Here is a 22,430-nt window from a genome sequence, read left to right as displayed (position 1 = left end):
TGCTCAGCGGCGCGCCGCACGCGCAGTTGGGGACAGACGGCGCCGGTTTCAAGAGCCGCCGGCCGCGAAATCACGCTTGTGCGCCGCCGCCGCGCCGGGCCACGCCTTCGAGATAGTCGGCGAGGAATGCAGGCAGCGCCGGATCGCCGCAGTTGGCGATGTTGAAGCGCATCCACGTGGTGGGCGACTGATGCGGCGAAAAAAGGCTCCCCGGCGCGAGCAGGAAGCCCGTTTCGTGGCCCGCCGCGGTGAGCGCGTCCGCGTCGACGCCGGTATCGGCCCACAGGAACATCCCTGCGCCGGGCGCCGCGAAAAGGCGCAAGCCGGCGCGCTCCAGCATGCGCGCCGCTTTGTCGCGCACGCCGTCCAGCCGCCCGCGCAAGCGCTCCACGTGGCGCCGGTAGTGGCCCTCTGTGAGCACGCGGTAGAGCACGCGCTCGTTGAGCTCCGGGCTCGTCATGCCGACGAGCATCTTCTGGTCCGCCACCGCTTGGGCCACGTCGAGCGCGCTCGCGATATAGCCCACGCGCAGGTTCGGGGCGAGCGTCTTCGAAAAGCTGCCGAGATAGATCACGCGGCGCAACTGGTCGAGGCTCGCGAGGCGCGTGGCCGGATAGCCCGCCGGGCAGAGGTCGCCGTAGATATCGTCTTCGACGACGATGAAGTCGTACTGTTCCGCCAGCCGCAGAATGCGGAACGCTTGTGCGGCCGTGAGCGACGTGCCGGTGGGGTTTTGCAGCACCGAGTTGATCACGAGCATCCTGGGCCGCCAGGTTTCGACCAGCGCTTCGAGCGCGTCAAGGTCCGGCCCGTCGGGCGTGTACGGCATGCCCACGAGCCGCGCGCCCTGCGAGGCGAAGCGCCCGAACATCTGGAACCACGCGGGGTCGCCCACGATCACCGTGTCGCCGGGCTGCACGTAGATGCGCGCAAGCAGGTCGATCGCCTGGGTGATACCCGAGACGAGCACGATCTGGTCGGGCGTCGCGCCGATCTCGAGTTCCGCCATGCGCGTCTGGAGCTGCTGGCGCAGCGGCAGAAAGCCTTGCGGCGAGCCGAAGCCGAGCAGTTGCGTGCCGCTCTGCCGGCCCAGCGAGCGCATTGCGCCGGTCAGCAGTTCACCGTCCAGCCAGCGAGCAGGCAGATAGCCCAGACCCGGCCCTTTTTCCGGCCGCGTGGAGGTGTGAAGCATGTTGCGCAGTAGCCAGACCACGTCGATGGTGGACGGCGCGGGCGCGGCGGCGGTCATCGCACCCTCGGCACGGACCGCAGCGCCTGCCGTCACCGGCGCGCGTTCGCCGCCCGCCACGAGCGCCAGCCGCTCGCGCACGTAGAAACCGGAACCGCGCCGCGAGTCGAGGTAGCCCTGCGCGACCAGACGCTCGTACGCCTCGACCACCGTGAAGCGCGACACGCCCTTGTCGAGCGCGAGCTTGCGGATGGACGGCATGCGCATGCCGGGGCGGAACACGCGCTCCTCGATGCGGCGGCGGCCCCACTGCACGAGCTGGTCGACGAGCGTGAGCGTGGCCGCGTCGTGCGGGGCGGGAATCTGGTCTAGCGGGACGGAGGACATGAGGACTCCCGGAACTCGAACTGTACAGAGCACTATCGGGCCGATTGTACCGTTACTGTCCGCAGCCATACCGGTACATTTGATCGCATGCGTACCGGTAAGGATTCGGTGGAGGCGTCGGCACACTGTTGCGGCGCGCGCTTCCGCCCTCTTCGCTCCGGCCCCGAGATCACTCCGCGCCCCGTCCTGACATGAACGCCTCGCCGCTTCGCCTCGATCACCTCGTCGTTGCCGCGCGCACGCTGGAAGAAGGCGTGCAGTACGTGAGCGACGCGCTCGGCGTCGCGCCCGCGGGCGGCGGCGCGCACCCGCTCATGCGCACGCACAACCGTCTGCTCGGGCTGTGGGGCGGCGTCTACCTGGAAGTCATCGCGATCGATCCCGCCGCGAAAAACGACGCGAACGCCCGCGCACGCCTGTTCGCGCTCGACGATCCCGCCGTGCAGGCACGCCTTGAACAGGGGCCGTATCTGTCGCATTGGGTCGCCCGCGTCGATCCGCCGAAAAACCTGGCGCGCTGGCGCGAACAGTATCCGCAGCGCATTCCCGAACTCGTGCCGATGACGCGCGGCGATTTTTCGTGGCAGCTCACGGTGCCGCGGGACGGCGCGTTCCCGGCCTGGCAAGGCGCGGGCGACGGCATTCTGCCCTCGCTGATCCAGTGGGATCCGGCCCATCACCCGTCGCAGGTGCTGGCCGACACCGGCATCGCGCTCACGTCGCTCTCCGGCTTTCACCCTCAAGCGCAAGCGGTGCGCGAGCAGCTTCAGTGGCTCGGCGCGACGCACTTGATCGCCGTGGAGGAAGCCCTCTCGCCCGCGCTCGTCGCGCAGTTCGAAACCCCGTCCGGTCCGCGCACGCTCGGCGCGCCGGCACGTTGATCCGTCGAGCGCAAAGTCCCGCATGAAAGCACGCGAAACCCAAGGCATGCTGCTCGGCCTCATCGGCGTCATGATCTTCAGCCTGACCCTGCCGATGACGCGCATCGTCGTCGCCGAATTCAATCCGCTCCTGAACGGCCTGGGCCGCGCGCTCGCCGCCGCCGTGCCGGCCGCGCTGCTGCTCGCCATCCGCCGCGAGAAACGGCCCACCTGGCCGCAGGTCAAGAGCCTTGGCGTGGTGTCGCTTGGCGTAATCGTCGCGTTTCCGGTGTTTTCCGCCATTGCGATGAAGACCGTGCCGGCCTCGCATGGAGCCATCGTCAATGGGCTCCAACCGCTCGCCGTGGCGATCTACGCCGCGTGGCTCTCGCACGAACGGCCCTCGAAGGCGTTCTGGGTCAGCGCGCTGATCGGCAGCGCGCTCGTGGTCGCGTTCGCGCTCCAGGCCGGCGGCGGCGCACTGCACGCGGGCGATGCGTGGATGCTCATCGCCGTGGGCATCGGCGCGCTCGGCTACGCCGAAGGCGCGCGCCTCGCACGCCAGCTCGGCGGCTGGCAGGTAATCTGCTGGGCGCTCGTGGTCTCGGCGCCATTCCTCGCGCTGCCGGTCGGCTGGCTCGCCTGGGCGCAGCATGTGGCGCATCCCGGCCCCGTTGCGATGAAAACCTGGCTCGCTTTCGGCTACGTCACGGTGTTCTCGCAGTTCATCGGCTTTTTCGCGTGGTACGCGGGGCTCGCCATGGGCGGCACGGCGCGCGTGGGCCAGGTGCAGCTGCTGCAGATTTTCTTCACGATGGCGTTCTCGGCGCTCTTTTTCGGCGAGCAGGTTGCGCCCTCGGCCTGGCTCTACGCGGCCGCCGTGATCGCCACCGTGGTGCTGGGCCGGCGTGCGGCGATCCGCACGGCCCCGGCGCCCGCGCGCGCATGAGCCGGTTTCGCGTCATAATCGAAGGTTTTCGGCGGCATCCGGCGGCGCGTGATCGCGCCCCATGCCGCCACTGAATCCGTCACTCGCCCCACCCCAACAAGGAGACCCCATGGACCAGAGCGATCTCAAGGCCGCGCCCGCGTGGCAACTGTCCGAGCGTGCAATCAAGCTGACCAGCTCGGCGATTCGCGAAATCCTGAAGGTCACCGAGCGTCCCGAAGTCATTTCGTTCGCAGGCGGCCTGCCCGCGCCGGCCAGCTTCCCGGCCGAGGAAATGCGCGCCGCCGCCGACCGCATCCTGCGCGACGACCCCGCAGCCGCGCTCCAGTACAGCGCGACCGAAGGCTATATGCCGCTGCGCGAATGGATCGCCGCGCGCCACTCGGTGGGCGGCGTGAAGGTTCGCCCCTCTCAGGTGCTCATCACCACGGGCTCGCAGCAGGCGCTCGACCTGCTCGGCAAGGTGCTGATTTCGACCGATAGCCCCGTGCTCGTGGAAACGCCCACCTACCTCGGCGCGCTGCAGTCGTTCTCGCTTTACGAGCCGAAGTACGTCCAGGTCCCGACCGACGAAAAGGGCCTCGTGCCCGAAGGCCTCACGCCCGAGCTGACGGCTGGCGCGCGCCTGCTCTACGCGATCCCGAACTTCCAGAACCCCACGGGCCGCCGCCTGCCGCTCGAGCGCCGCCAGGCGCTCGCGGAGTTCGCGAAGCGCGCGCCCTTCCCCGTGATCGAAGACGATCCCTACGGCGCGCTGCTCTACGCGGGCGAACCGCTGCCCACGGTCCACTCGCTCGCGCCCGAGCATGTCGTGCATCTCGGCTCGTTCTCGAAGATCCTGGCGCCGGGCCTGCGCCTCGGCTACATCATTGCGCCCGAAGATCTGCACTTCAAGCTCGTGCAGGCCAAGCAGGCCACCGACCTCCACACGCCGACCTTCACGCAGCGCATCGTCTACGAGGTGGTGAAGGACGGCTTCCTCGACACGCACATCCCGAAGGTGCGCGCGCTCTATCGCAACCAGTGCGAGGCGATGCTCGACTCGCTCAAGCGCAACATGCCCGAAGGCGTGAGCTGGAACCGCCCCGAAGGCGGCATGTTCATCTGGGTGACGCTGCCCTCGAACATCGACAGCATGAAGCTCCTCGCCGAAGCCGTCGCGCAGAACGTGGCCTTCGTGCCCGGCGCGCCGTTCTTCGCCGACGAGCCGCAACACAACAAGCTGCGCCTGTCGTTCGTCACGGTGCCGCCCGCGAAGATCGAAGAAGGCGTCGCGAAGCTCGCGGCCCTGATCCGCGCGCACGCCTCGCACGCCTGATAGGCACGGCAGGTTTTTTCCGACTCAATACCCGAACGAGGAATCCTGATCATGGCTGACATCAACATCTACGACCGTCTCGAACAGCTCGGCATCACCCTGCCCCAGGCAGGCGCACCCGCCGCGGCTTACGTGATGAGCGCCCAGAGCGGCAACACGGTGTACCTGTCGGGTCACATCGCGAAGAAGGACGGCAAGGTGTGGGCCGGCAAACTCGGCGAGTCGCTCACGACCGAAGAAGGCAAGGCTGCCGCACGCTCGATCGCGATCGACCTGATCGCCACGCTGCATGCCCACACGGGCGACCTCAACAAGGTCAAGCGCGTGGTCAAGCTCATGAGCCTCGTGAACTCGACACTCACGTTCACCGAGCAGCACATCGTCACGAACGGCGCTTCGGAGCTGATCGCCGACGTATTCGGCGAGAAGGGCAAGCATGCACGTTCGGCGTTCGGCGTCGCGCAGATTCCGCTTGGCGCGTGCGTCGAGATCGAGCTGATCGCCGAAGTCGAGTAAGCAAGCTTTGGTAACGTGCGCGGGCCTGCATCAAGGTCCGCGCACTTTCACGCAGTCTTCTGTTGCGCGTTCGCGCAATCGGGCGCATCTTCTCGCGCCACCCCTCCCCCTCTACGATCGTCCCGCCATGACCCTGCACAGCGTCCGCTTCAAACAGGTCGACGTCTTCACGTCGGTACCCTTCAAAGGCAACCCGCTCGCCGTGGTGTTCGACGCCGATGGCTTGAGCGGCGACGCAATGCAGGCCATCGCGCGCTGGACGAATCTCTCGGAAACCAGCTTCCTGCTCGCCCCGACCGACGTGCGCGCCGACTATCGCGTGCGCATCTTCACGACCAAGGGCGAGCTGCCCTTCGCGGGCCACCCGACGCTCGGCACTGCGCACGCGTTCCTCGAAAGCGGCCGCACGCCGAAAACGCCGGGCCGCCTCGTGCAGGAATGCGGCGCCGGTCTCATCGACCTGGCAGCAGGCGAGAACGGCGCATGGGCTTTCGCCGCGCCGCCCGCGCGGATCACGCCGCTCGCCGCCGCGCAGTTCGATGCGTTGCGCACTGCGCTTCGCTCGCAAGCCATCGACTTCACGGCGACGCCTTGCGGCGTCGATAACGGCGCGCCGTGGTTCGTCGTGCGCCTCGCATCGGCGCAAGCGGTGCTCGCGCTCGACGTGGACTATGCGGCGATCGAAGCCGTGGCCGCGAGCGTGGGCGCGCACGGCGTGGCCGCCTATGGCCCGCATGAGGCCGGCGGCCCCGCCACCTTCGAAGTGCGCTGCCTGATGACGGGCCTCGGCAAGGGCGAAGACCCCGTGACCGGCAGCGCGAACGCTGCCATCGCCATGCTGCTCGCACAGCAGAACCGGCGTCCGGGCGCCCGCTATACGGTGCGCCAGGGCACGGCGCTCGGGCGCGACGGGCGCGTGCACGTCGAATATGACGATGCGGCGAACAAGATCTGGATTGGCGGTCATTCATTAACCGTCGTCGACGGAACCTGCCAGCTCGGCTAAGCGCCAGCAGCGCCCTTCTCATGCATGGTGCATGGCCCACCATGCGCCGCTGCGCATCTATGCACCGCACATGGGCATCGCGCGCGTGTTGAGGTAACCCTCGCGTATACCCGGGGGACCACAGCTTCCTTAATCATTCCCCAACCATTAATATCGAAACATCGGACGCATGACGCGTCCGGCGTTCATTGCTCACGCGCAATGCGCGTATTCCCCAGCCACCCGTTATTCATGCCGCCGACTCAACTGAGCGCATCGTTGCCGTTCTGCCCACCGCATCCGCGGTGCGAACTCACGCGCCTACGGCGGCCGAGATGAGCGCCACGCGGGGTCCGTTCTCGCGCGATTCGAGCCTGCGCAACGCGCCTGGCCCGGCATACACGCGCCCGCGCGCGTTGCTTGCCATTCCGCTGCTCGGCGTGCTGGTGCTCTTGCTGCTTTGGGCGGTGATCTTCACGCGCCTCTCGGTCGAGAAGGAAGCGACCCTGCGCGAGGCCACGGCCTCGGCGGCGATCCTCTCGGCGGCGCTCGAACAGCACACCGTCAAGGCGATCCACCAGGTCGACCAGATCACGCGCTTCGTGAAGTACGAGTTCGAGAAGTCGCCGGGCCGCTTCGATCTCGCGAGCACGGTCGAGAAGGGCGTGGTGCAGAGCGACTCGCTCGTGCAGGTGTCGATCATCGACGAGCACGGCAAGCTCGTTGCCAATACGGCCGACCCGAACCCCAAGCCCATCGATCTCTCGGACCGCGAGCACTTCAGGGTGCACGAGCACGAGAACGACGATCAGCTCTTTATCAGCAAGCCGGTGCTCGGCCGCGTGTCCGGCCACTGGACCCTGCAGATGACGCGCCGCCTCAATCACCCGGACGGCTCGTTCGCGGGCGTCGTGGTCGTGTCGGAAGACCCGAGCTATTTCACGAGCGACTTCTACAACAACGCGGCGATCGGCCGTGACGGCGTGATCGCCGTGATCTCGGACAGCGGCGCCGTGCTCGCGCGCCGCACTGGCAGCGCCGAACGTGCGAACGGCACGTTCTCGGCGAGCGGCGTGTATCCGATCTCGGAGCACGTATCGGGCACCTATGTCGACCCGATCGATCACGTCACGCGCATTGTCTCGTATCGCCATATCGACGGTTATCCGCTCGCCGTGCTGGTCGGTCTCTCGCAAGCCGAGGAGTTCGCCGACTACAACCACACGCGCGACGTCTACCTGATGATGGCGACGTTCATCTCGCTCGCCATGCTGTCGTTCTTCGCCGTGGCCACGGGGTTGATCGGCAAGCTGCTCGGGCGCGAGCGCGAAATGTCGCAACTCGTGCAGTACGACCTGCTCACGGGCCTGCCCAACCGCTACGCCACGCTGCAACGTCTGCGTCACGAAGTCTCGCAGCCAGGCAACCTCGGGCGTCTCGCCATTCTCTTCATCGACCTCGACAACTTCAAGACCGTCAACGACACGCTCGGCCACAACGCCGGCGACATCGTGCTGCAGATGAGCGCCGCGCGCCTTGCCGACGCCGTGGGCGGCGCGGGCACGCTCGCGCGCATCGGCGGCGACGAGTTCGTGGTGATCGTGAAGGGCGACGACATCGAAAAGCGCGCCATCGCGCTCGCCGAAGCGACCAATGCCGCGTTCACTCATCCGTTCGACGTGCGCGGCAGTGCGTTCGTGCTGCATGCGAGCACCGGCATCGCGCTCTTCGCCGTCGCGCACGAGAGCGAAATCGATCTGCTCAAGAAGGCCGACCTTGCGATGTACGCCGCGAAGGAGGCCGGACGCAACTGTTTCCGCTTCTACTCGCCGCAGCTCGCACACCGCGCCGACCACCTGATGAAGTGGGAGCAGCAGTTGCGCGTTGCGCTCGCCGAGGACCAGCTCTTTCTCGCCTACCAGCCGAAGATCGATTTGCGCCGGCGCTGCATCACGGGCTTCGAGGCGCTCGTGCGCTGGAACCATCCGCAATACGGGCTCATTCCCGCGGGCGAATTCATTCCGGTGGCCGAATCCACGGGCCTCATCGTGCCTGTGGGCGATTTCGTGATCCGCACCGCCTGCGCCCAGCTCGCTCAGTGGCAGCAGCAAGGCTATGAGTCGCTCACGCTCGCCATCAACATTTCGGCGGTGCAATTCTGGCGAGGCGACCTCTACGAGACCGTGGCGCACGCCATCGAAGAAACCGGCATCGCCGCGCACCGGCTCGAACTCGAGATCACCGAAACCGCGATGATGGAGTACCCGGAGCTGGTGTCGGAGAAGATCTTCGCGTTGAAGCGTCTTGGCGTGCGCGTCGCGCTCGACGACTTCGGCACCGGTTATTCGTCGCTCTCCTACCTGAACCGCTTCGCCGTCGACACGCTCAAGGTCGACCGCTCGTTCGTGCAAGCCATTCCCGCGGACCGCAGCGTGTGCGTGATGGTCTCCGCGATCGTCAACCTTGCGCGCTCGCTCGGGCTCACGGTGGTCGTAGAGGGCACCGAAACCGAAGAGCAGATCGCATGGCTCTCCGCGCTCGGGCCGATCGAGGCGCAGGGCTTCCTGTTCTCGCGCCCCGTGCCGGTCGAAGGCGTGGCCGCGCTGATCGAGCGCTTCGGCGTGTGCAGCGCAACGCAGCCTGGCGCACAAGCCGCTCGCGAAGATCACCGCAACGAGCGCCTGAGCGACGCACCGCAATCGCGCTGACGTGTGTCATTGCGCAGGTTGGGCCCATTTTCTGCGCACTTTCTGGTGACTTCCGCGAGCCGCGTGCTTTCGCGCACAGACGCCCACGCCCCCTCGCACGCATGATGCAGCCATGCAAACTCGCACCGACGAAGCGATCGCGGCCCCTGGTACAGGCACATTCCGCGACAACGATGAACCGCTCCTGACGCTCTTTCGCGTTGTGCTGACCGTTTCCGCGGTCTCGTGGGGCGGCCTCGCGCTGATGGCGCAACTGGAGCAGCACTACGTGGAGCGCGAAGCGCGGCTCACGCCAACCGCGTTCTCGGATCTGGTGGCGCTCGCCTGGATGGTGCCGGGGCCGGTGGGCTGCAACGTCGCGGTGCAACTCGGCCACGCGCTGCGCGGGCGCGCGGGTGCCTGGATCGCGGGCGTGGCAAGCGTGCTGCCGTTCTTCGCGCTGATGACGGCGTTCGCCGTCTTCTATCGCACGCCGCTCGTGCACTCGATTGCCTCACGCACGCTGCTCGACCATTTCAGCGTCGTGCTCGCCATGCTGATTGGCGTAACCTGGTACCGTCAAACCCGCGCGCTCGTACGCGGCCCGCTCGAATGGGGCGTGGCGCTCGCGGCTTGTGCGACGCTCGCGCTCGCCGCAAGCGCCGCGGCCTACGTGGCGATTCTGCTTGTCGCGTTTGCCGCGGGCTGGCTCGCGAGCCCGGTGCCTTCGCAGCGGCTCGAATTGCGCGTGACGCGGCGCGACGTGCAGTTGCTCGCCGCGCTTGCGGCGCTGATCGTCGTGTTCGCGCTGCCGCTGCCACACCCACTCGACGCAGCGCTGCTCTGGCCGCGTCTCGCGGGCGCGGGCATGACGTTGTTCGGGGGCGGCTTTTCCGCGCTGCCCGTATTGAAAACGCTGTTCGTCACGCCGGCGGTGGGCATCACCAACGACGACTTCACGCTGGCGTTCACGCTCTCGCCGCTTTCGCCGGGGCCGCTCTTGAACGTGGTGCCCTTCTTCGGCTATCTCGTGGATGGCTGGGTCGGCGCGCTCGTCGCCACGCTCGCGCTCTTCGTGCCTTCGGGCTGCCTCGTCGTGCTCGCGCGGCGGCACCTGCATCGCATGAAGGCGAACCCGCGCTTCGAGCACGCCATGCGCGTGCTGCGCGCGGCGACTACCGCGTTTCTCGCCATCGCCGTCTGGCATATCGCGCGGCACGTGCCGCCGCATCCGTCGTATCTGCTGACGGCCGTGTTCTCGGCGATGTGCTTTGGCAAGCTCAAGCTCCCCGCTTACGCGGTCTACGCGACGGTCGGGCTCGCGTGCGGGGCGTGGCTGCTTTGGGCCTGAAACGCGGCATCACGCGCTGATCAGCGTGCTCCCATCAAGCCGCCAAAGAACGCGCGCGCGTTGTCTTCGAGGCTTTCGAGGTGGTAGCCGCCTTCCTGCACGATGACCGAAGGCAGGCCGAGCGCGCCGATCGCCGTGCCGAGCCGCCCGAAGCCTTCGGTGCTCACGGCAACCTTCGACTGCGGATCGTCCTTGTAGATGTCGAAGCCGAGCGCAAGCACGAGCGCGTCCGGCTCGAAGCGCTTGAGCGCGCGCAGCGCCGCCTCCACGCGCTCGAAGAACACCGCCTCGGATGCGCCGTGCGGCATCGGCAGATTGACGTTGTAGCCCTCGCCCGCGCCATGGCCGCGCTCGTCCTCGTAGCCCGCGACCACCGGATAGAAGTTGGTCGGGTCGCCATGTATCGAGATGTAGAGCACGTCGCTGCGGCCATAGAAGATTTCCTGCACGCCCTGGCCGTGGTGCATGTCGGTGTCGAGGATCGCCACGCGCTTGAAGCGGCTGCGCAGCGACTGCGCAGCGATAGCCGCGTTGTTCAGATAGCAGAAGCCGCCCGCCGCGTCCGCGCGTGCATGATGGCCGGGCGGACGTGACAGCGCATACGACTCGCGCGCGCCTTCGTTCACGCACGCCGCTGCCGCCAACGCACTTTGCGCCGACCAGTAGGCCGCGCGCCACGTGTTCGCCCCCACGGGGCAACTGCCGTCCGCGAGATAGCGCGCCGCCTGCGCGAGTACGCCGCGCAGCGGATTCGGCTCGCGCACGTAGATGTTCGACATCACTTCTTCGCCCCAGTCTTCGGGCACGCGCTTCCATTCGGTGTGCGCTTCTTCGAGAAAGCGCAGATAGTTCATGTCGTGCACGGCGGCGATGGGCGCCGTGCCGAAGTCGGCGGGCGCCGCTACGTCGAAGCCGAGCGAGCGCGCCGCGGCAACGAGATGCTCGGCGCGCTGCGGCACTTCCTGCGGCTCACGCAGCTGGCCGCGCGAAAAATAGGCGCGCGGACGGTGCAGCAGCTGATCGGGGTGGAACCAGGTTTTCATGTTCAGTTCTCCTTCTATTTGTTTCACGCGGTGGCGGCGACAGCGACGCGCACGCCCGCACGCGCCGCAACGGCGTTGAGCAGCACGTTCGCGCCAGCCGTGACGTCTTCCGGCAGGGCGTCTTCGGCTTCGTTGTGCGACAAGCCGCCTACGCAGGGGATGAACACCATCGCGGTTGGACAGTAACGCGCGAGGTGGATCGCGTCGTGGCCCGCACCGCTCACGATACGCTCGTGCGGATAGCCAAAGCGCTGCGTCGCTTCGGCCACCAGTGCGACGCACTGCGCGTCGAACGGCGTCGCCGGGCTCGTCCAGCAATGCGCGATCTGCACGCCCAGGCCACGCGCCGTGGCCACCTGTTCGCATAGCGCGCGCAAGTCGCGCTCCATCGCGTCGAGCTGCGCGTCGTCGGGATGGCGCAGATCGACCGTGAAGGTCAGATTCGCCGCGATCGTGTTGCGCGACGAGTTCGCGATCTGCGCCTGGCCGATCGTCACGAGACCAAGCGGCGCGTAGCGCGCCATCACGCGCTCGATCTCGAGCGACATGTGCGCCGCGCCGAACCACGCGTCCTTGCGATAGCGCATGGGCGTCGTGCCCGCGTGCGCGGCCACGCCCGTCACGCTCACGTCGAACCAGCGGATCGCCTGGCCACCCGTCACGACGCCGATGGTCGTGCCGTTCGCCTCCAGTATCGGGCCCTGCTCGATATGCGCCTCGAAGTAGGCGTCGACGGCCACGCCTTGCACGGCTCGCGTGCCGCGCGCGCCGCATGCATCGAGCGCAGCGCCGAGCGTTACGCCGTCGGCGTCCTTGCGCGCCAGTGCGTCCGCCAGCGTTATCGCGCCCGCGAACACGGCCGAGCCCAGCATCGCCGGCGTGAAGCGCGCGCCCTCCTCGTTGGTCCACGAGCAAATCTCGATGGGCTTCACGGTGCGCGCACCCGCGTCGTTGAGCGCGCGCACGACTTCGAGCGCGGCGAGCACGCCGTACACCCCGTCGAAGCGGCCACCTTCGGGCTGCGTGTCGAGGTGGCTGCCCATCAGCACGGGCGCGGCCTGCGCGTCATCGCCCTCGCGCCGCGCGAACAGGTTCCCCACTTCGTCGGTCCACACCGTCATGCCCGCCTCGCGGCACCAGCGCGCGAACAGGTCGCGTCCGCGCCGGTCTTCTTCCGTGAGCGCGAGACGGCGCACGCCGCCGCCCGCCGTCGCGCCAATGCGCGCCATCTCCATGAGGCTCGCCCACAGGCGCGGGCCGTCGATCTGCAAAAGGTCTTTCATCGGTCCATCCATTTCAGTCGAACTAATCAGTACACCTGCGCAGCATCAGTGCGCGCTCAGCGCTTCGGCTGCTGCTTCGTCATGCGCATGGGCGTGGCGGCGCGCGTCGAGCGCGACGATGCACAGCAGCGAGACGCCCGCGAGGCACGTATAGAACACGGCGAGCGGCCACCACTGCCCCACATAGCGATGCGCGAGCCACGTGCCGACGAGCGGCGTGAGGCCGCCCGCGATCGCGCCGCACACCTGGTAAGAGAGCGAGATCGCGGAGTAGCGCACGCGCGTTGCGAACACACCCGAAACGAAGCCCGCGATCACCGAATAGAAGCTCGCCATGCAGACCACCGCGATCGCGATGCCGATCACCATCGGCACGACCTTGCCGCTTTGCACGAGCACGAACATCGGATATGGCGAGAACATCGCGGCGATAGCGGCGCACTTGAGGAAACGCGCCCCGCCCATGCGTTCCGCGAGCCAGGCGGCGAGCGGCTGCACGAGGAACTGGATAATCGCGACCGCGAACAGGCAATCGAGAATGAGCGAGCGCGTGATGCCGACGTACTGGGTGGTGTACGCGATCATGAACGTGTTGGTGAAGTACACGCCCGCAATGCCGATGGTATTCGCGCCGATGCACAGCAGCACGAGGCCCCACGCCGAGCGGAACACTTCGGCGACGGGCAGCTTGAGCGTGCGGCGCTGATCCTTGAGCTTCTCGAACTCGGGCGACTCGTTCACGCCGAGTCGGATCAAGATGCCGACCACGAGCAGCACCGCCGAAACGAGAAACGGCAGACGCCAGCCCCACGAAAGAAAGTCGGCCTTCTCGAGCGAGGTGACCGAGCGGAACGCCAGCAGCGAGAGAATGAGCCCCGCGGGCGAACCCAGCTGCGCAAACGAAGCGAAGAACGTGCGGCGGCCTTCGGGCGCGTGCTCGCCCGCCATCAGCACGGCGCCGCCCCACTCGCCGCCCACGGCGATGCCCTGCACCACGCGCAGCAGCACGAGCAGCACGGGCGCGAGCATGCCGACGCTCGCGTACGAAGGCAGCAGGCCGACACACACGGTGGCGACGCCCATCATCATCAGCGTGGTCATGAGCGCCTTCTTGCGGCCAATGCGGTCGCCGAGGTGGCCGAAGATCAGGCCGCCCAGCGGGCGCGCGAAAAAGCCGACGGCGAAAGTCGCGAACGACGCCATCGTGCTCACGAAGCGGTCTTCGGAAGGGAAATACAGCTCGCCGAACACGAGCGCGGCGGCCGTGGCGTAGATGTAGAAGTCGTACCACTCGATCATCGTGCCGATGAACGCCGCGGCGGCGGCGCGCACCGGCTGGCGGGTGCCGGGTTGTGGGTTAGGCATGCGTCGGTCTCCTTCAGGCGCGTTTGAGATGAATTCGTGTTGCATGCACGCTTTATCGCCAGCCACAAATCATTAGTCAAATTTCGCGTTATTATTCAGTGCATAAATTTAGCTAATACCCGTGGCGCAGCCCCGCGCCGGGAGATCGCCCATGCGCGCCGACACCACCCGCTTTCTCAACGACCGTCTCGACTGGAACCTGCTGCGCACCTATCTCGCGATCATGCAGGAGCGCAGCCTGAGCCGCGCGGCCGCGCGCCTGTACGTCACCCAGCCGGCCGTGAGCCAGGCGCTCAAGCGCCTCGAAGACGCGCTCGGGCGCAAGCTCATCGAGCGGCGCGGCGCGCAGTTCGTGCCGACCGAAGCGGGCGAAGAGGTCTATCGCATTGCGAGCGACATCTACGGCACGATTTCCCAGCTCGAAACCGGGCTCGACGAGCGCACCGCCGACATCACCGGCTCGATCCGCCTGCTCACGGTGAGCCGCATCGAGTCGCGCGTGTACGACGAATTTCTCGCCGAATTCCACACGGCCTACCCGCGCGTCGACCTGCAGATCGAGGTCATGCGCTCGTCGGACATCATCTCGTCGCTGCTGCAGAAAACCGCGACCGCGGGCTTGAGCCTGTGCCGCACGCCCATCGACAAGCTCGACATGCGCTGCTTCCTGCGCCAGCGCTATGCGATGTTCTGCGGCCGGCATCACCGGCTCTTCGGGCTTTCGCAACTGACGATGGACGATCTGCTCGCGGAGAACTTTGTCTCCTTCACGAGCGACCAGATCGGCGACAGCCTCTCGCCGCTCACGGTGTTTCGCGATCAGCGCGGCTTCACGGGGCGCATCGTGGCGTCGTCACCGAGTCTCGATGAAGTGCGGCGGCTGATCTTCGCGGGCTATGGCATTGGCTGCCTGCCCGAGCATACGGTGCGGGACGATCTGGCGCGGCAGCGCCTGTGGCGGCTGCCGCCGGAGGAAGGGCTCGTGGACGTCGACATCCACTTGCTGTGGCATCGCGAGCGCAAGCGCAATGCGGCCGAAGAAGCGTTCTTCGATGCGATGGAGCGCTGCATGCAGCGCCATGCGCTCGCGGAGCGCCTGTAGATCCTCAGGCGCGGGCCGCGAACGTTGCGGGTGGAACGAAAACTAGCGCGGAAATGAAGCGCGGATCAGAACCCGCGCGCGAGCACGGCAACGCCGATCGTCACGATGCCTAGCACGAGATTGATGACAACGAGCCGGCGCACGGTGCCCACGGCGCGCGCACCGTCGGGCCACTTCTGCGCCTGCACGGCGCGGCGAATGCGCGGAAACACGGCGAAGCGGATGTGGCCGAAGATCAGCATCATCAGCACGCCGAGACCCGCCATGGCATGCAGTTGCCAGGTGGCGTGCTCGCCGCCGAGTTGCATGAGCAGGAAGCCGCCGGAAAGCAGGATCACGATGACCGAGACGCCCACCCAGTTGAAGAAGCGGCCGAACACCGATTCAATGAGCGGCAGGCGCAGTTGCGGCGAGAGGTCCTCGAGCGCCGGGCGCAGACAGAAGTGCGCGAAGATCATGCCGCCCACCCAGACGGCGACGCCCAGCAGATGCAGAAAGAGCGCGACTGCGATCGCGTGGCCCATGCTTGTATTTCCTCGTAACGTGTAATTATGCGGCGCGAGCCGTTGTGCGCGGCATTATTCCATGCCGCGCAGCGATTCGCGCCGGATATGTACGCTTACTGCAGTACTTTTACTGCGGCAACACCGGACGCATGCCCGTCACGACCTTGAGCTTCGAGTCCGGCGCGCGGCCCTTGCGTGCGCGCTTGCCGATCTGCGGAGCCAGCACGGCCCCCACCATCAGGTCCTCGCCCGCCTTGCCGCCACGGCCCGTGCCCACGAGCACGACGCCCGCCGCGTTGATCGCGAGCGCCTGCACGAGCTTCTCGTTGTCGTCGAGTTGCATGAGCGTGACGCCGCGGCCGCCGCCAGAAAGCGTCTTCATCTCGTCGAGGCCGAACACCAGCAAACGGCCGCCCGACGAAAGACACGCCACCTGCAGCGCGCCCGGCAGCATCGGCATCGGCGCGAGCGGCACGCAGCCCTCGTCGATCGTCATGAACGCCTTGCCCGCCTTCACGCGGCTCACCATGTCGCCGATCTTCGCGATGAAGCCGAAGCCGTTGCTCGACGCCAGCAGCAATGGCTGTTCCGCATTCGCCGCGAAGTAATGCAGCAGATGCGTGCCCGCTTCGAGTTCGATGAGCGACGTGACCGGCACGCCGTCGCCACGCCCGCCCGGCAGGTTCGCAATCGACACCGAATACACGCGGCCATTGCTGCCCCACGCGATGAGCGTGTCGGGCGTGCGGCACTGGAACGCCGCATACAGACCGTCGCCGGCCTTGAACGTGAAGCCTTGCGTATCGAGCCCGTGGCCCTTGAGCGCACGCACCCAGCCCTTCTGCGAGACGACGACCGTGACCGGCTCGTCCACCACGCGCGCTTCGAAGCTCGCGCGCTTTTCCTGCTGGATCAGCGTGCGGCGATCGTCGCCGTACTGCTTCGCATCGCTTTCGATTTCCTTCACGATGAGCCGCTTCATCGACGCGTCGTTCGCGAGCAGCTCTTCGAGCTTCGCCTTCTCTTCGCGCAGTTCCGCGAGTTCCTTCTCGATCTTGATCTTCTCGAGCCGCGCCAACTGGCGCAGACGGATTTCAAGAATGTCCTCGGCCTGGCGCTCGGACAGCCCGAACGCGCTCATCAGCGCGCTCTTGGGCTCGTCCGACTCGCGGATGATGCGGATGACTTCGTCGATATTGAGGAAGACGATCATCCGACCTTCGAGGATATGGATGCGGTCGTCGACCTTGGTCAGGCGGTGTTGCGTGCGGCGCGTGACCGTCGCGAAGCGGAAACCGATCCACTCGCCCAGAATCTCGCTGATGCCCTTCTGACGCGGACGGCCATCGGCGCCGATCATGACGAGGTTCAGCGACGCGTTCGATTCGAGGCTCGTGTTCGCGAGCAGCGAATTGACGAACTCCGACTGGTCGATCTTGCTCGTCTTCGGCTCGAACACGAGGCGCACGGGCGCGTCCTTGCCCGACTCGTCGCGCACGGCGTCGAGCAGCGCGAGCATGGTCTGCTTGCTCTGCAACTGCTCGGGCGTGAGCGTCTTCTTGCCGAGCTTGAGCTTCGGGTTCGTCAGCTCCTCGATCTCTTCGAGCACCTTCTGGCCCGAGGTGTTCGGCGGCAGCTCGGTCACGACCAGTTGCCACTGGCCGCGCGCAAGTTCCTCGATCTTCCAGCGCGCGCGCACCTTGAGGCTGCCGCGCCCCGACTCATAGGCCGCCGCGATTTCGGCGTCGCTCGAAATGATCTGGCCGCCGCCCGGGAAATCGGGCCCCGGCAGCTTCTCCATGATCTCCGCATGCGAGAGCTTCGGATTCCGGATCATCGCGACGGCTGCCGACGCGACTTCGCGCAGATTATGCGAGGGAATTTCGGTCGCGAGGCCCACCGCGATACCCGACGCGCCGTTGAGCAGCAGCATGGGCAGGCGCGCGGGCAGCGTCTTCGGCTCCTGGAACGAGCCGTCGTAGTTCGGCATGAAATCGACGGTGCCCATGTCGATTTCGTCGAGCAGCAGCTTGGCGATGGGCGTCAAGCGCGCTTCGGTGTAGCGCATGGCCGCCGCGCCGTCGCCGTCGCGCGAGCCGAAATTGCCCTGGCCGTCGATGAGCGGATAGCGCATCGAGAAGTCCTGCGCCAGACGCACGAGCGCGTCGTAGGCCGACTGGTCGCCGTGCGGATGGTACTTACCGAGCACGTCGCCCACCACGCGCGCCGACTTCACGGGCTTGGCGTTGTCGCCGAGCCCCATTTCGTTCATCGCGAAGAGAATGCGCCGCTGCACCGGCTTCTGGCCGTCGCAGACGTCGGGCAGCGCGCGGCCCTTCACCACGCTCACCGCGTAGTCGAGATAGGCGCGTTCCGCGTAGTGGCCGAGCGTGAGCGTGTCGCCGTTCGGGGCGTCCGTCACTTCAGCAAAGAGATCGTCCATGTTTCAATCAATCCGTAATCGTGTACGCGTTCAGACGTGTGCCTGGTTATCTGCTCAGTTATCTGCTCAGTTATCCGCTTAGATGTCCGCTTCGACTTCGTTGCCCTTCTCTTCGAGCCACGAGCGGCGCGAGGCGGCTTCGCCCTTGCCCATCAGCATCGTCATGCGCGCAACGGTAGCCTCGTAGTCGAGGTCGCCGAGCGCGATGGGCGAGAGGCGCCGCGTGTCGGGATTCATCGTCGTGTCCCAGAGCTGCTCGGCGCTCATTTCGCCAAGGCCCTTGAAGCGGCTGATGGTCCATTGCGTGTCGCGCACGCCGTCCTTGCGCAGCTTGTCGAGAATTGCTTCGAGTTCGCCTTCGTCGAGCGCATAGAGCTTCTGCGCAGGCTTCTTGCCACGCGCTGGCGCATCCACGCGGAACAGCGGCGGGCGCGCCACGCACACGTGGCCGCGCTCGATCAGCTGCGGGAAATGCTTGAAGAAGAGCGTGAGCAGCAGCACCTGGATGTGCGAGCCATCCACGTCGGCATCGGAAAGAATGCAGATCTTGCCGTAGCGCAGGTTCGACAGATCGACGGTCTCGTCGGGGCTGTGCGGATCGACGCCGATCGCCACCGAAATATCGTGCACTTCGTTGTTCGCGAAGAGCCGGTCGCGCTCGGTCTCCCACGTGTTGAGCACCTTGCCGCGCAGCGGCAGGATGGCCTGGTATTCCTTGTCGCGCCCCATCTTCGCGGAGCCGCCAGCGGAATCGCCCTCAACGAGGAAGAGTTCGTTGCGCGCGATATCGGTCGATTCGCAGTCGGTGAGCTTGCCCGGCAGCACGGCCACGCCCGAGCTCTTGCGCTTCTCGACCTTCTGGCCCGCGCGCGTGCGCGCCTGTGCCTGCTTGATGACGAGATCGGCGAGTTTCTTGCCGTGCTCGACGTGCTGGTTGAGCCAAAGCTCCAGAGCCGGACGCGAGAACGACGAAACGAGCTTCACGGCGTCGCGGCTGTTCAGGCGCTCCTTGATCTGCCCCTGGAACTGCGGGTCGAGCACCTTGGCCGAGAGCACGAACGAGACGCGCGCAAAGACGTCTTCGGGCAGGAGCTTCACGCCTTTGGGCTGAAGATTGTGCAACTCGACGAAACTCTTCACGGCCTGAAAGAGACCATCGCGCAGACCGCTTTCATGCGTGCCGCCCGCGGGCGTCGGAATCAGGTTCACGTACGACTCGCGCGTGAGCGAGCCTTCCTCGCTCCACGCCACGACCCACGCTGCGCCCTCGCCTTCGGCGAAGGTGTCGTCGGTGGTGCGCGCGTCGGCGTAGCGCTCGCCTTCGAAGAGCGGGATCAGCAAGTCGGCGCCGCCCATGCCTTCGAGCAGGTAGCCGCGCAGGCCGTCTTCGTACTTCCAGCTTTGGCGCTCACCGGTCTTCTCGACGATCAGTTCGACTTCGACGCCCGGCAGCAGCACGGCCTTCGAGCGCAACAGACGTTGCAGCTCGCCGAGCGGCAGATTGGGCGAATCGAAATACTTGGGATCGGCCCACGCGGTCACGCGCGTGCCGGTTTTCTTTTCGTCGCGCGCGGCGTTGCGCGTGGTGAGCGGGCGCGTGACGTTGCCGTCCGAGAAGCCGATTTCGGCGACCTTGCCGTCGCGCCAGACAGTGACGTCCAGACGCGTGGAGAGCGCATTGGTGACCGAGACGCCCACGCCGTGCAGGCCGCCCGAAAAGGTATAGGCGCCGCCGGCGGCCTTGTCGAATTTGCCGCCCGCGTGCAGTCGCGTGAAGACGATCTCGACGACCGGGACTTTTTCGTCGGGGTGCAGGCCGAACGGAATGCCGCGGCCGTCGTCCTCGACGGAGACGGAATGGTCGGCATGCAGCGTGACGGTGATGCGACGGCCGTAGCCGCCGAGCGCTTCGTCCGAGGCGTTGTCGATGACTTCCTGGACGATGTGCAGCGGATTCTCGGTGCGCGTATACATGCCCGGCCGCTGCCGGACGGGCTCGAGGCCCTTGAGCACCTTGATCGACGCTTCGCTATAGCCAGTGTTTCCAGCGTTGGACTTCTTCGTTGACATGGTGATCCACAGGGGGTTGTCCGCGCGCTTGTCCACAGGTCCTGTGGACATCTGCGGGGAAAACGCGTTGAGCGTTCAAAAAAACCGATACGAAACAACGAGGTGAACCGGCTGCGCGCCGCGGTGGCAGATGCGCTCGCGGCGGCGAGGTGGTTCGCTCAGTTGTTCGAATTCGCGAGGTATTGTACTGATTTGGGCTCGCACGGCAATTTGCGCGAGGGTTGGCTGGCCGACCGGATGAGTACGTCGTCCTCATGCGCCGTAAAAAAAAGCGGCCTTCATCAGGCCGCTCTCTCTCGCATTCACTTGCGCTTGCTCTCCAACTCTTCCCACCGCTCCAGCGCCACGAGCAATTCCTCGTCGATCTGCGCGTAGCGCTCGGTGAGGCGAGCGCCCTCCTGCGCGTCCTTCGCGAAGATCGACCCGTCCTCGATCTTCGCGCCGATGGTCTTCTGCTCCGTTTCGAGCGCCTCGATACGCTTGGGCAGTTCTTCGAGTTCGCGCTGCTCCTTGAACGAAAGCTTCACGCTGCGCTGGGCATTGCGTCCCGCCGCGCTGTCCTTGGGCGCGGCCACCGCTGCAGCCGCTTCCTTCGGCGCGCGCGCCTCGGCAATTTCCTGCGCGCGTGCGCTCTGCGTCTGCCAGTCCGTGAAGCCGCCCACGTACTCGCGCCAGCGCCCCTCGCCCTCGGACGCGATCACCGAAGTCACCACGTTGTCGAGGAACGCGCGGTCGTGGCTCACGAGCAGCACGGTGCCGTCGTAGTCGGTCAGCAGTTCTTCGAGCAGCTCGAGCGTGGGGATGTCGAGATCGTTGGTCGGTTCGTCGAGCACCAGCACGTTCGCCGGCCGCGCGAACAAACGCGCGAGCAGCAGACGGTTGCGCTCGCCGCCCGAAAGCGACTTCACGGGCGAACGCGCGCGTTCGGGTGCAAACAGGAAGTCGCCCAGATAGCTCATCACGTGCTTCTTCGCGCCGTTGATCTCGACCCAGTCGCTGCCGGGGCTGATCGTATCGGCGAGACTCTTTTCCATGTCGAGCTGCGCGCGCATCTGGTCGAAGTACGCGACCTGCAGATTCGTCCCCACGCGCACCGTGCCAACGTCGGGCTTCAGCTCGCCGAGGATCAGCTTCAGCAGCGTGGTCTTGCCCGCACCGTTCGGACCGACGAAGCCGATCTTGTCGCCGCGCATGACCGTCGACGAGAAGTTGTCGACGATCGTGCGGCCGCCATAGCGCTTCGTCACATCCGTGAGTTCCGCGACGATCTTGCCGGACTTCTCGCCTTGTGCGACGTCGAGCTTCACGTTGCCCTGCACGTTGCGGCGTTCCTCGCGCTCATGGCGCATCTGCACGAGGCGCGCGATGCGGCCCACGCTGCGCGTGCGGCGCGCTTCCACGCCCTTGCGGATCCACACTTCTTCCTGCGCGAGCAGTTTGTCGAACTTCTCGTTCTCCACGCGCTCGACTTCGAGCTGCTGCGCCTTGCGCTCCTGGTACTGCGTGAAGTTGCCCGGATACGAAAGCAGCTTGCCGCGATCGAGTTCAACGATACGTGTCGCCACGCGGTCGAGAAACGCGCGATCGTGGGTGATGAACAAGAGGCTCGAGCGCTGCGCCACGAGCAATTCTTCGAGCCAGCGGATGCCGTCGAAGTCGAGGTGGTTGGTCGGTTCGTCGAGCAGCAGGATGTCGGGCTGCACGACGAGCGCGCGCGCAAGCGCCACGCGCTTTTGCATACCGCCCGAGAGCGCGCCCACGCGCGCTTCGCCTTCCAGGCCGATCTGCGCGAGCGTCGTGGATACACGCGTGCGCCAGCTCCAGGCGTCGGCGTGATCGAGCGACGACTGCAGCGTGTTCATGCGCGCGAGCAGCGCGTCGTGTTCCGCGCCTTCGGGCGTGTCTGCGAGCCGGTGCGCGACGGTGTCGTATTCGTCGAGCAGCGCACGCACGTCGGCGAGGCCCGAGGCGACGGTGTCGAACACCGTGGCGTCGGCGTCGAAGTCGGGCTCCTGCGGCACGTAGACGGTCGAGAGATCCTGCTGGCGCGTGACGAGGCCGTCGTCGGGCTTCGCGAGATCGGCGACGATGGTCAGCAGCGACGACTTGCCCGCGCCGTTGCGGCCGATCAGCCCGACGCGCTCGCCGGCTTCGAGCGAAAAGTCCGCGTGATCGAGCAGCGCGACGTGGCCGAAAGCCAGTTGCGCGCCTGTGATGGTGTAAAGCGACATGGATGGAAAGCGATGCGTGCGTTGGACCTGAAGCGGGCATTGTACCGGGCCGCGTAGGTCGGGCCGCGCAGGTCGGGCCGCGTAGGTCGGGCCGCGCAGGTCGCGGAATACAGCGACCCTTTAGCGCAGCGGCACGCGATCCGTT

General features: G+C 66.5%; 16 protein-coding genes. 8 read left to right on the top strand and 8 right to left on the bottom strand.

The genetic code is table 11. The features are described 5' to 3' along the window. Nucleotides 1-70 precede the first annotated feature (70 nt). Nucleotides 71-1,576 carry a PLP-dependent aminotransferase family protein gene (locus U5A52_RS26905; protein ID WP_321914740.1) on the bottom strand — a complete coding sequence of 502 codons (1,506 nt, stop codon included), beginning with the start codon at nucleotides 1,574-1,576 and terminating at the stop codon, nucleotides 71-73. Nucleotides 1,577-1,767: 191 nt separating this feature from the next. Here U5A52_RS26905 and U5A52_RS26900 point away from each other — a divergent pair, with 191 nt between their 5' ends. From U5A52_RS26900 to U5A52_RS26870, 7 genes are all read left to right on the top strand, one after another. Next, on the top strand, nucleotides 1,768-2,457 hold the full coding sequence (locus U5A52_RS26900; RefSeq protein WP_321936809.1) for a VOC family protein: 690 nt from the start codon (nucleotides 1,768-1,770) through the stop codon (nucleotides 2,455-2,457). A gap of 22 nt (nucleotides 2,458-2,479) precedes the next feature. Next, nucleotides 2,480-3,385, top strand: a complete 906-nt coding sequence (locus U5A52_RS26895; RefSeq protein WP_321936808.1) for a DMT family transporter — start codon at nucleotides 2,480-2,482, stop codon at nucleotides 3,383-3,385. A gap of 109 nt (nucleotides 3,386-3,494) precedes the next feature. Further along, nucleotides 3,495-4,703, top strand: a complete 1,209-nt coding sequence (locus U5A52_RS26890; RefSeq protein ID WP_321914744.1) for a PLP-dependent aminotransferase family protein — start codon at nucleotides 3,495-3,497, stop codon at nucleotides 4,701-4,703. A gap of 51 nt (nucleotides 4,704-4,754) precedes the next feature. Then, entirely contained in the window at nucleotides 4,755-5,219 is a 465-nt protein-coding gene (locus U5A52_RS26885) for a RidA family protein (RefSeq protein WP_321914745.1), read from the top strand. A 127-nt stretch (nucleotides 5,220-5,346) separates the two neighbouring features. Beyond that, on the top strand, nucleotides 5,347-6,225 hold the full coding sequence (locus U5A52_RS26880) for a PhzF family phenazine biosynthesis protein (protein WP_321936807.1): 879 nt from the start codon (nucleotides 5,347-5,349) through the stop codon (nucleotides 6,223-6,225). Between the two features lie 314 nt (nucleotides 6,226-6,539). After that, complete coding sequence (locus U5A52_RS26875; RefSeq protein ID WP_321914747.1) at nucleotides 6,540-8,912, top strand: EAL domain-containing protein; 2,373 nt, start codon at nucleotides 6,540-6,542, stop codon at nucleotides 8,910-8,912. Nucleotides 8,913-9,024: 112 nt separating this feature from the next. Next, nucleotides 9,025-10,242: a chromate transporter gene (locus tag U5A52_RS26870; RefSeq protein ID WP_321936806.1), complete on the top strand. Its 1,218-nt coding sequence runs from the start codon at nucleotides 9,025-9,027 to the stop codon at nucleotides 10,240-10,242. A gap of 20 nt (nucleotides 10,243-10,262) precedes the next feature. Here the strand turns inward: U5A52_RS26870 and U5A52_RS26865 are convergent, their stop codons facing one another. The 3 genes from U5A52_RS26865 to U5A52_RS26855 are packed head-to-tail and all read right to left on the bottom strand — an operon-like array spanning nucleotide 10,263 to nucleotide 13,933. Next, on the bottom strand, nucleotides 10,263-11,285 hold the full coding sequence (locus tag U5A52_RS26865) for a histone deacetylase family protein (protein WP_321936805.1): 1,023 nt from the start codon (nucleotides 11,283-11,285) through the stop codon (nucleotides 10,263-10,265). Between the two features lie 23 nt (nucleotides 11,286-11,308). Then, nucleotides 11,309-12,568 (bottom strand): Zn-dependent hydrolase, encoded by a 1,260-nt coding sequence (locus tag U5A52_RS26860; RefSeq protein WP_321936804.1) that lies wholly within the window; start codon nucleotides 12,566-12,568, stop codon nucleotides 11,309-11,311. Between the two features lie 45 nt (nucleotides 12,569-12,613). Further along, a complete protein-coding gene (locus U5A52_RS26855) occupies nucleotides 12,614-13,933 on the bottom strand; it encodes an MFS transporter (RefSeq protein ID WP_321936803.1) in 1,320 nt (439 codons plus the stop codon). Between the two features lie 151 nt (nucleotides 13,934-14,084). Between U5A52_RS26855 and U5A52_RS26850 the strand changes: the two genes are divergently transcribed. Continuing rightward, the gene (locus U5A52_RS26850; RefSeq protein ID WP_321914752.1) at nucleotides 14,085-15,035 is read left to right on the top strand and encodes a LysR family transcriptional regulator; all 951 of its coding nucleotides are present in this window, start codon (nucleotides 14,085-14,087) and stop codon (nucleotides 15,033-15,035) included. 65 nt (nucleotides 15,036-15,100) lie between these two features. On the opposite strand, the gene U5A52_RS26845 is transcribed toward U5A52_RS26850, so the two are convergent. From U5A52_RS26845 to U5A52_RS26830, 4 genes are all read right to left on the bottom strand, one after another. Continuing rightward, the gene (locus tag U5A52_RS26845) at nucleotides 15,101-15,559 is read right to left on the bottom strand and encodes a CopD family protein (RefSeq protein WP_201693629.1); all 459 of its coding nucleotides are present in this window, start codon (nucleotides 15,557-15,559) and stop codon (nucleotides 15,101-15,103) included. A 109-nt stretch (nucleotides 15,560-15,668) separates the two neighbouring features. Then, the gene (parC, locus tag U5A52_RS26840) at nucleotides 15,669-17,984 is read right to left on the bottom strand and encodes a DNA topoisomerase IV subunit A (RefSeq protein WP_321936802.1); all 2,316 of its coding nucleotides are present in this window, start codon (nucleotides 17,982-17,984) and stop codon (nucleotides 15,669-15,671) included. A 78-nt stretch (nucleotides 17,985-18,062) separates the two neighbouring features. Continuing rightward, entirely contained in the window at nucleotides 18,063-20,054 is a 1,992-nt protein-coding gene (locus tag U5A52_RS26835; RefSeq protein WP_321936801.1) for a DNA topoisomerase IV subunit B, read from the bottom strand. Between the two features lie 302 nt (nucleotides 20,055-20,356). Then, on the bottom strand, nucleotides 20,357-22,285 hold the full coding sequence (locus U5A52_RS26830; protein WP_321914755.1) for an ATP-binding cassette domain-containing protein: 1,929 nt from the start codon (nucleotides 22,283-22,285) through the stop codon (nucleotides 20,357-20,359). Nucleotides 22,286-22,430 lie beyond the last annotated feature (145 nt).

The sequence above is a fragment of the Paraburkholderia sp. J8-2 genome, assembly GCF_905220195.1.
Classification (GTDB): domain Bacteria; phylum Pseudomonadota; class Gammaproteobacteria; order Burkholderiales; family Burkholderiaceae; genus Paraburkholderia.
This window is presented reverse-complemented; position numbering and strand designations above follow the sequence as displayed.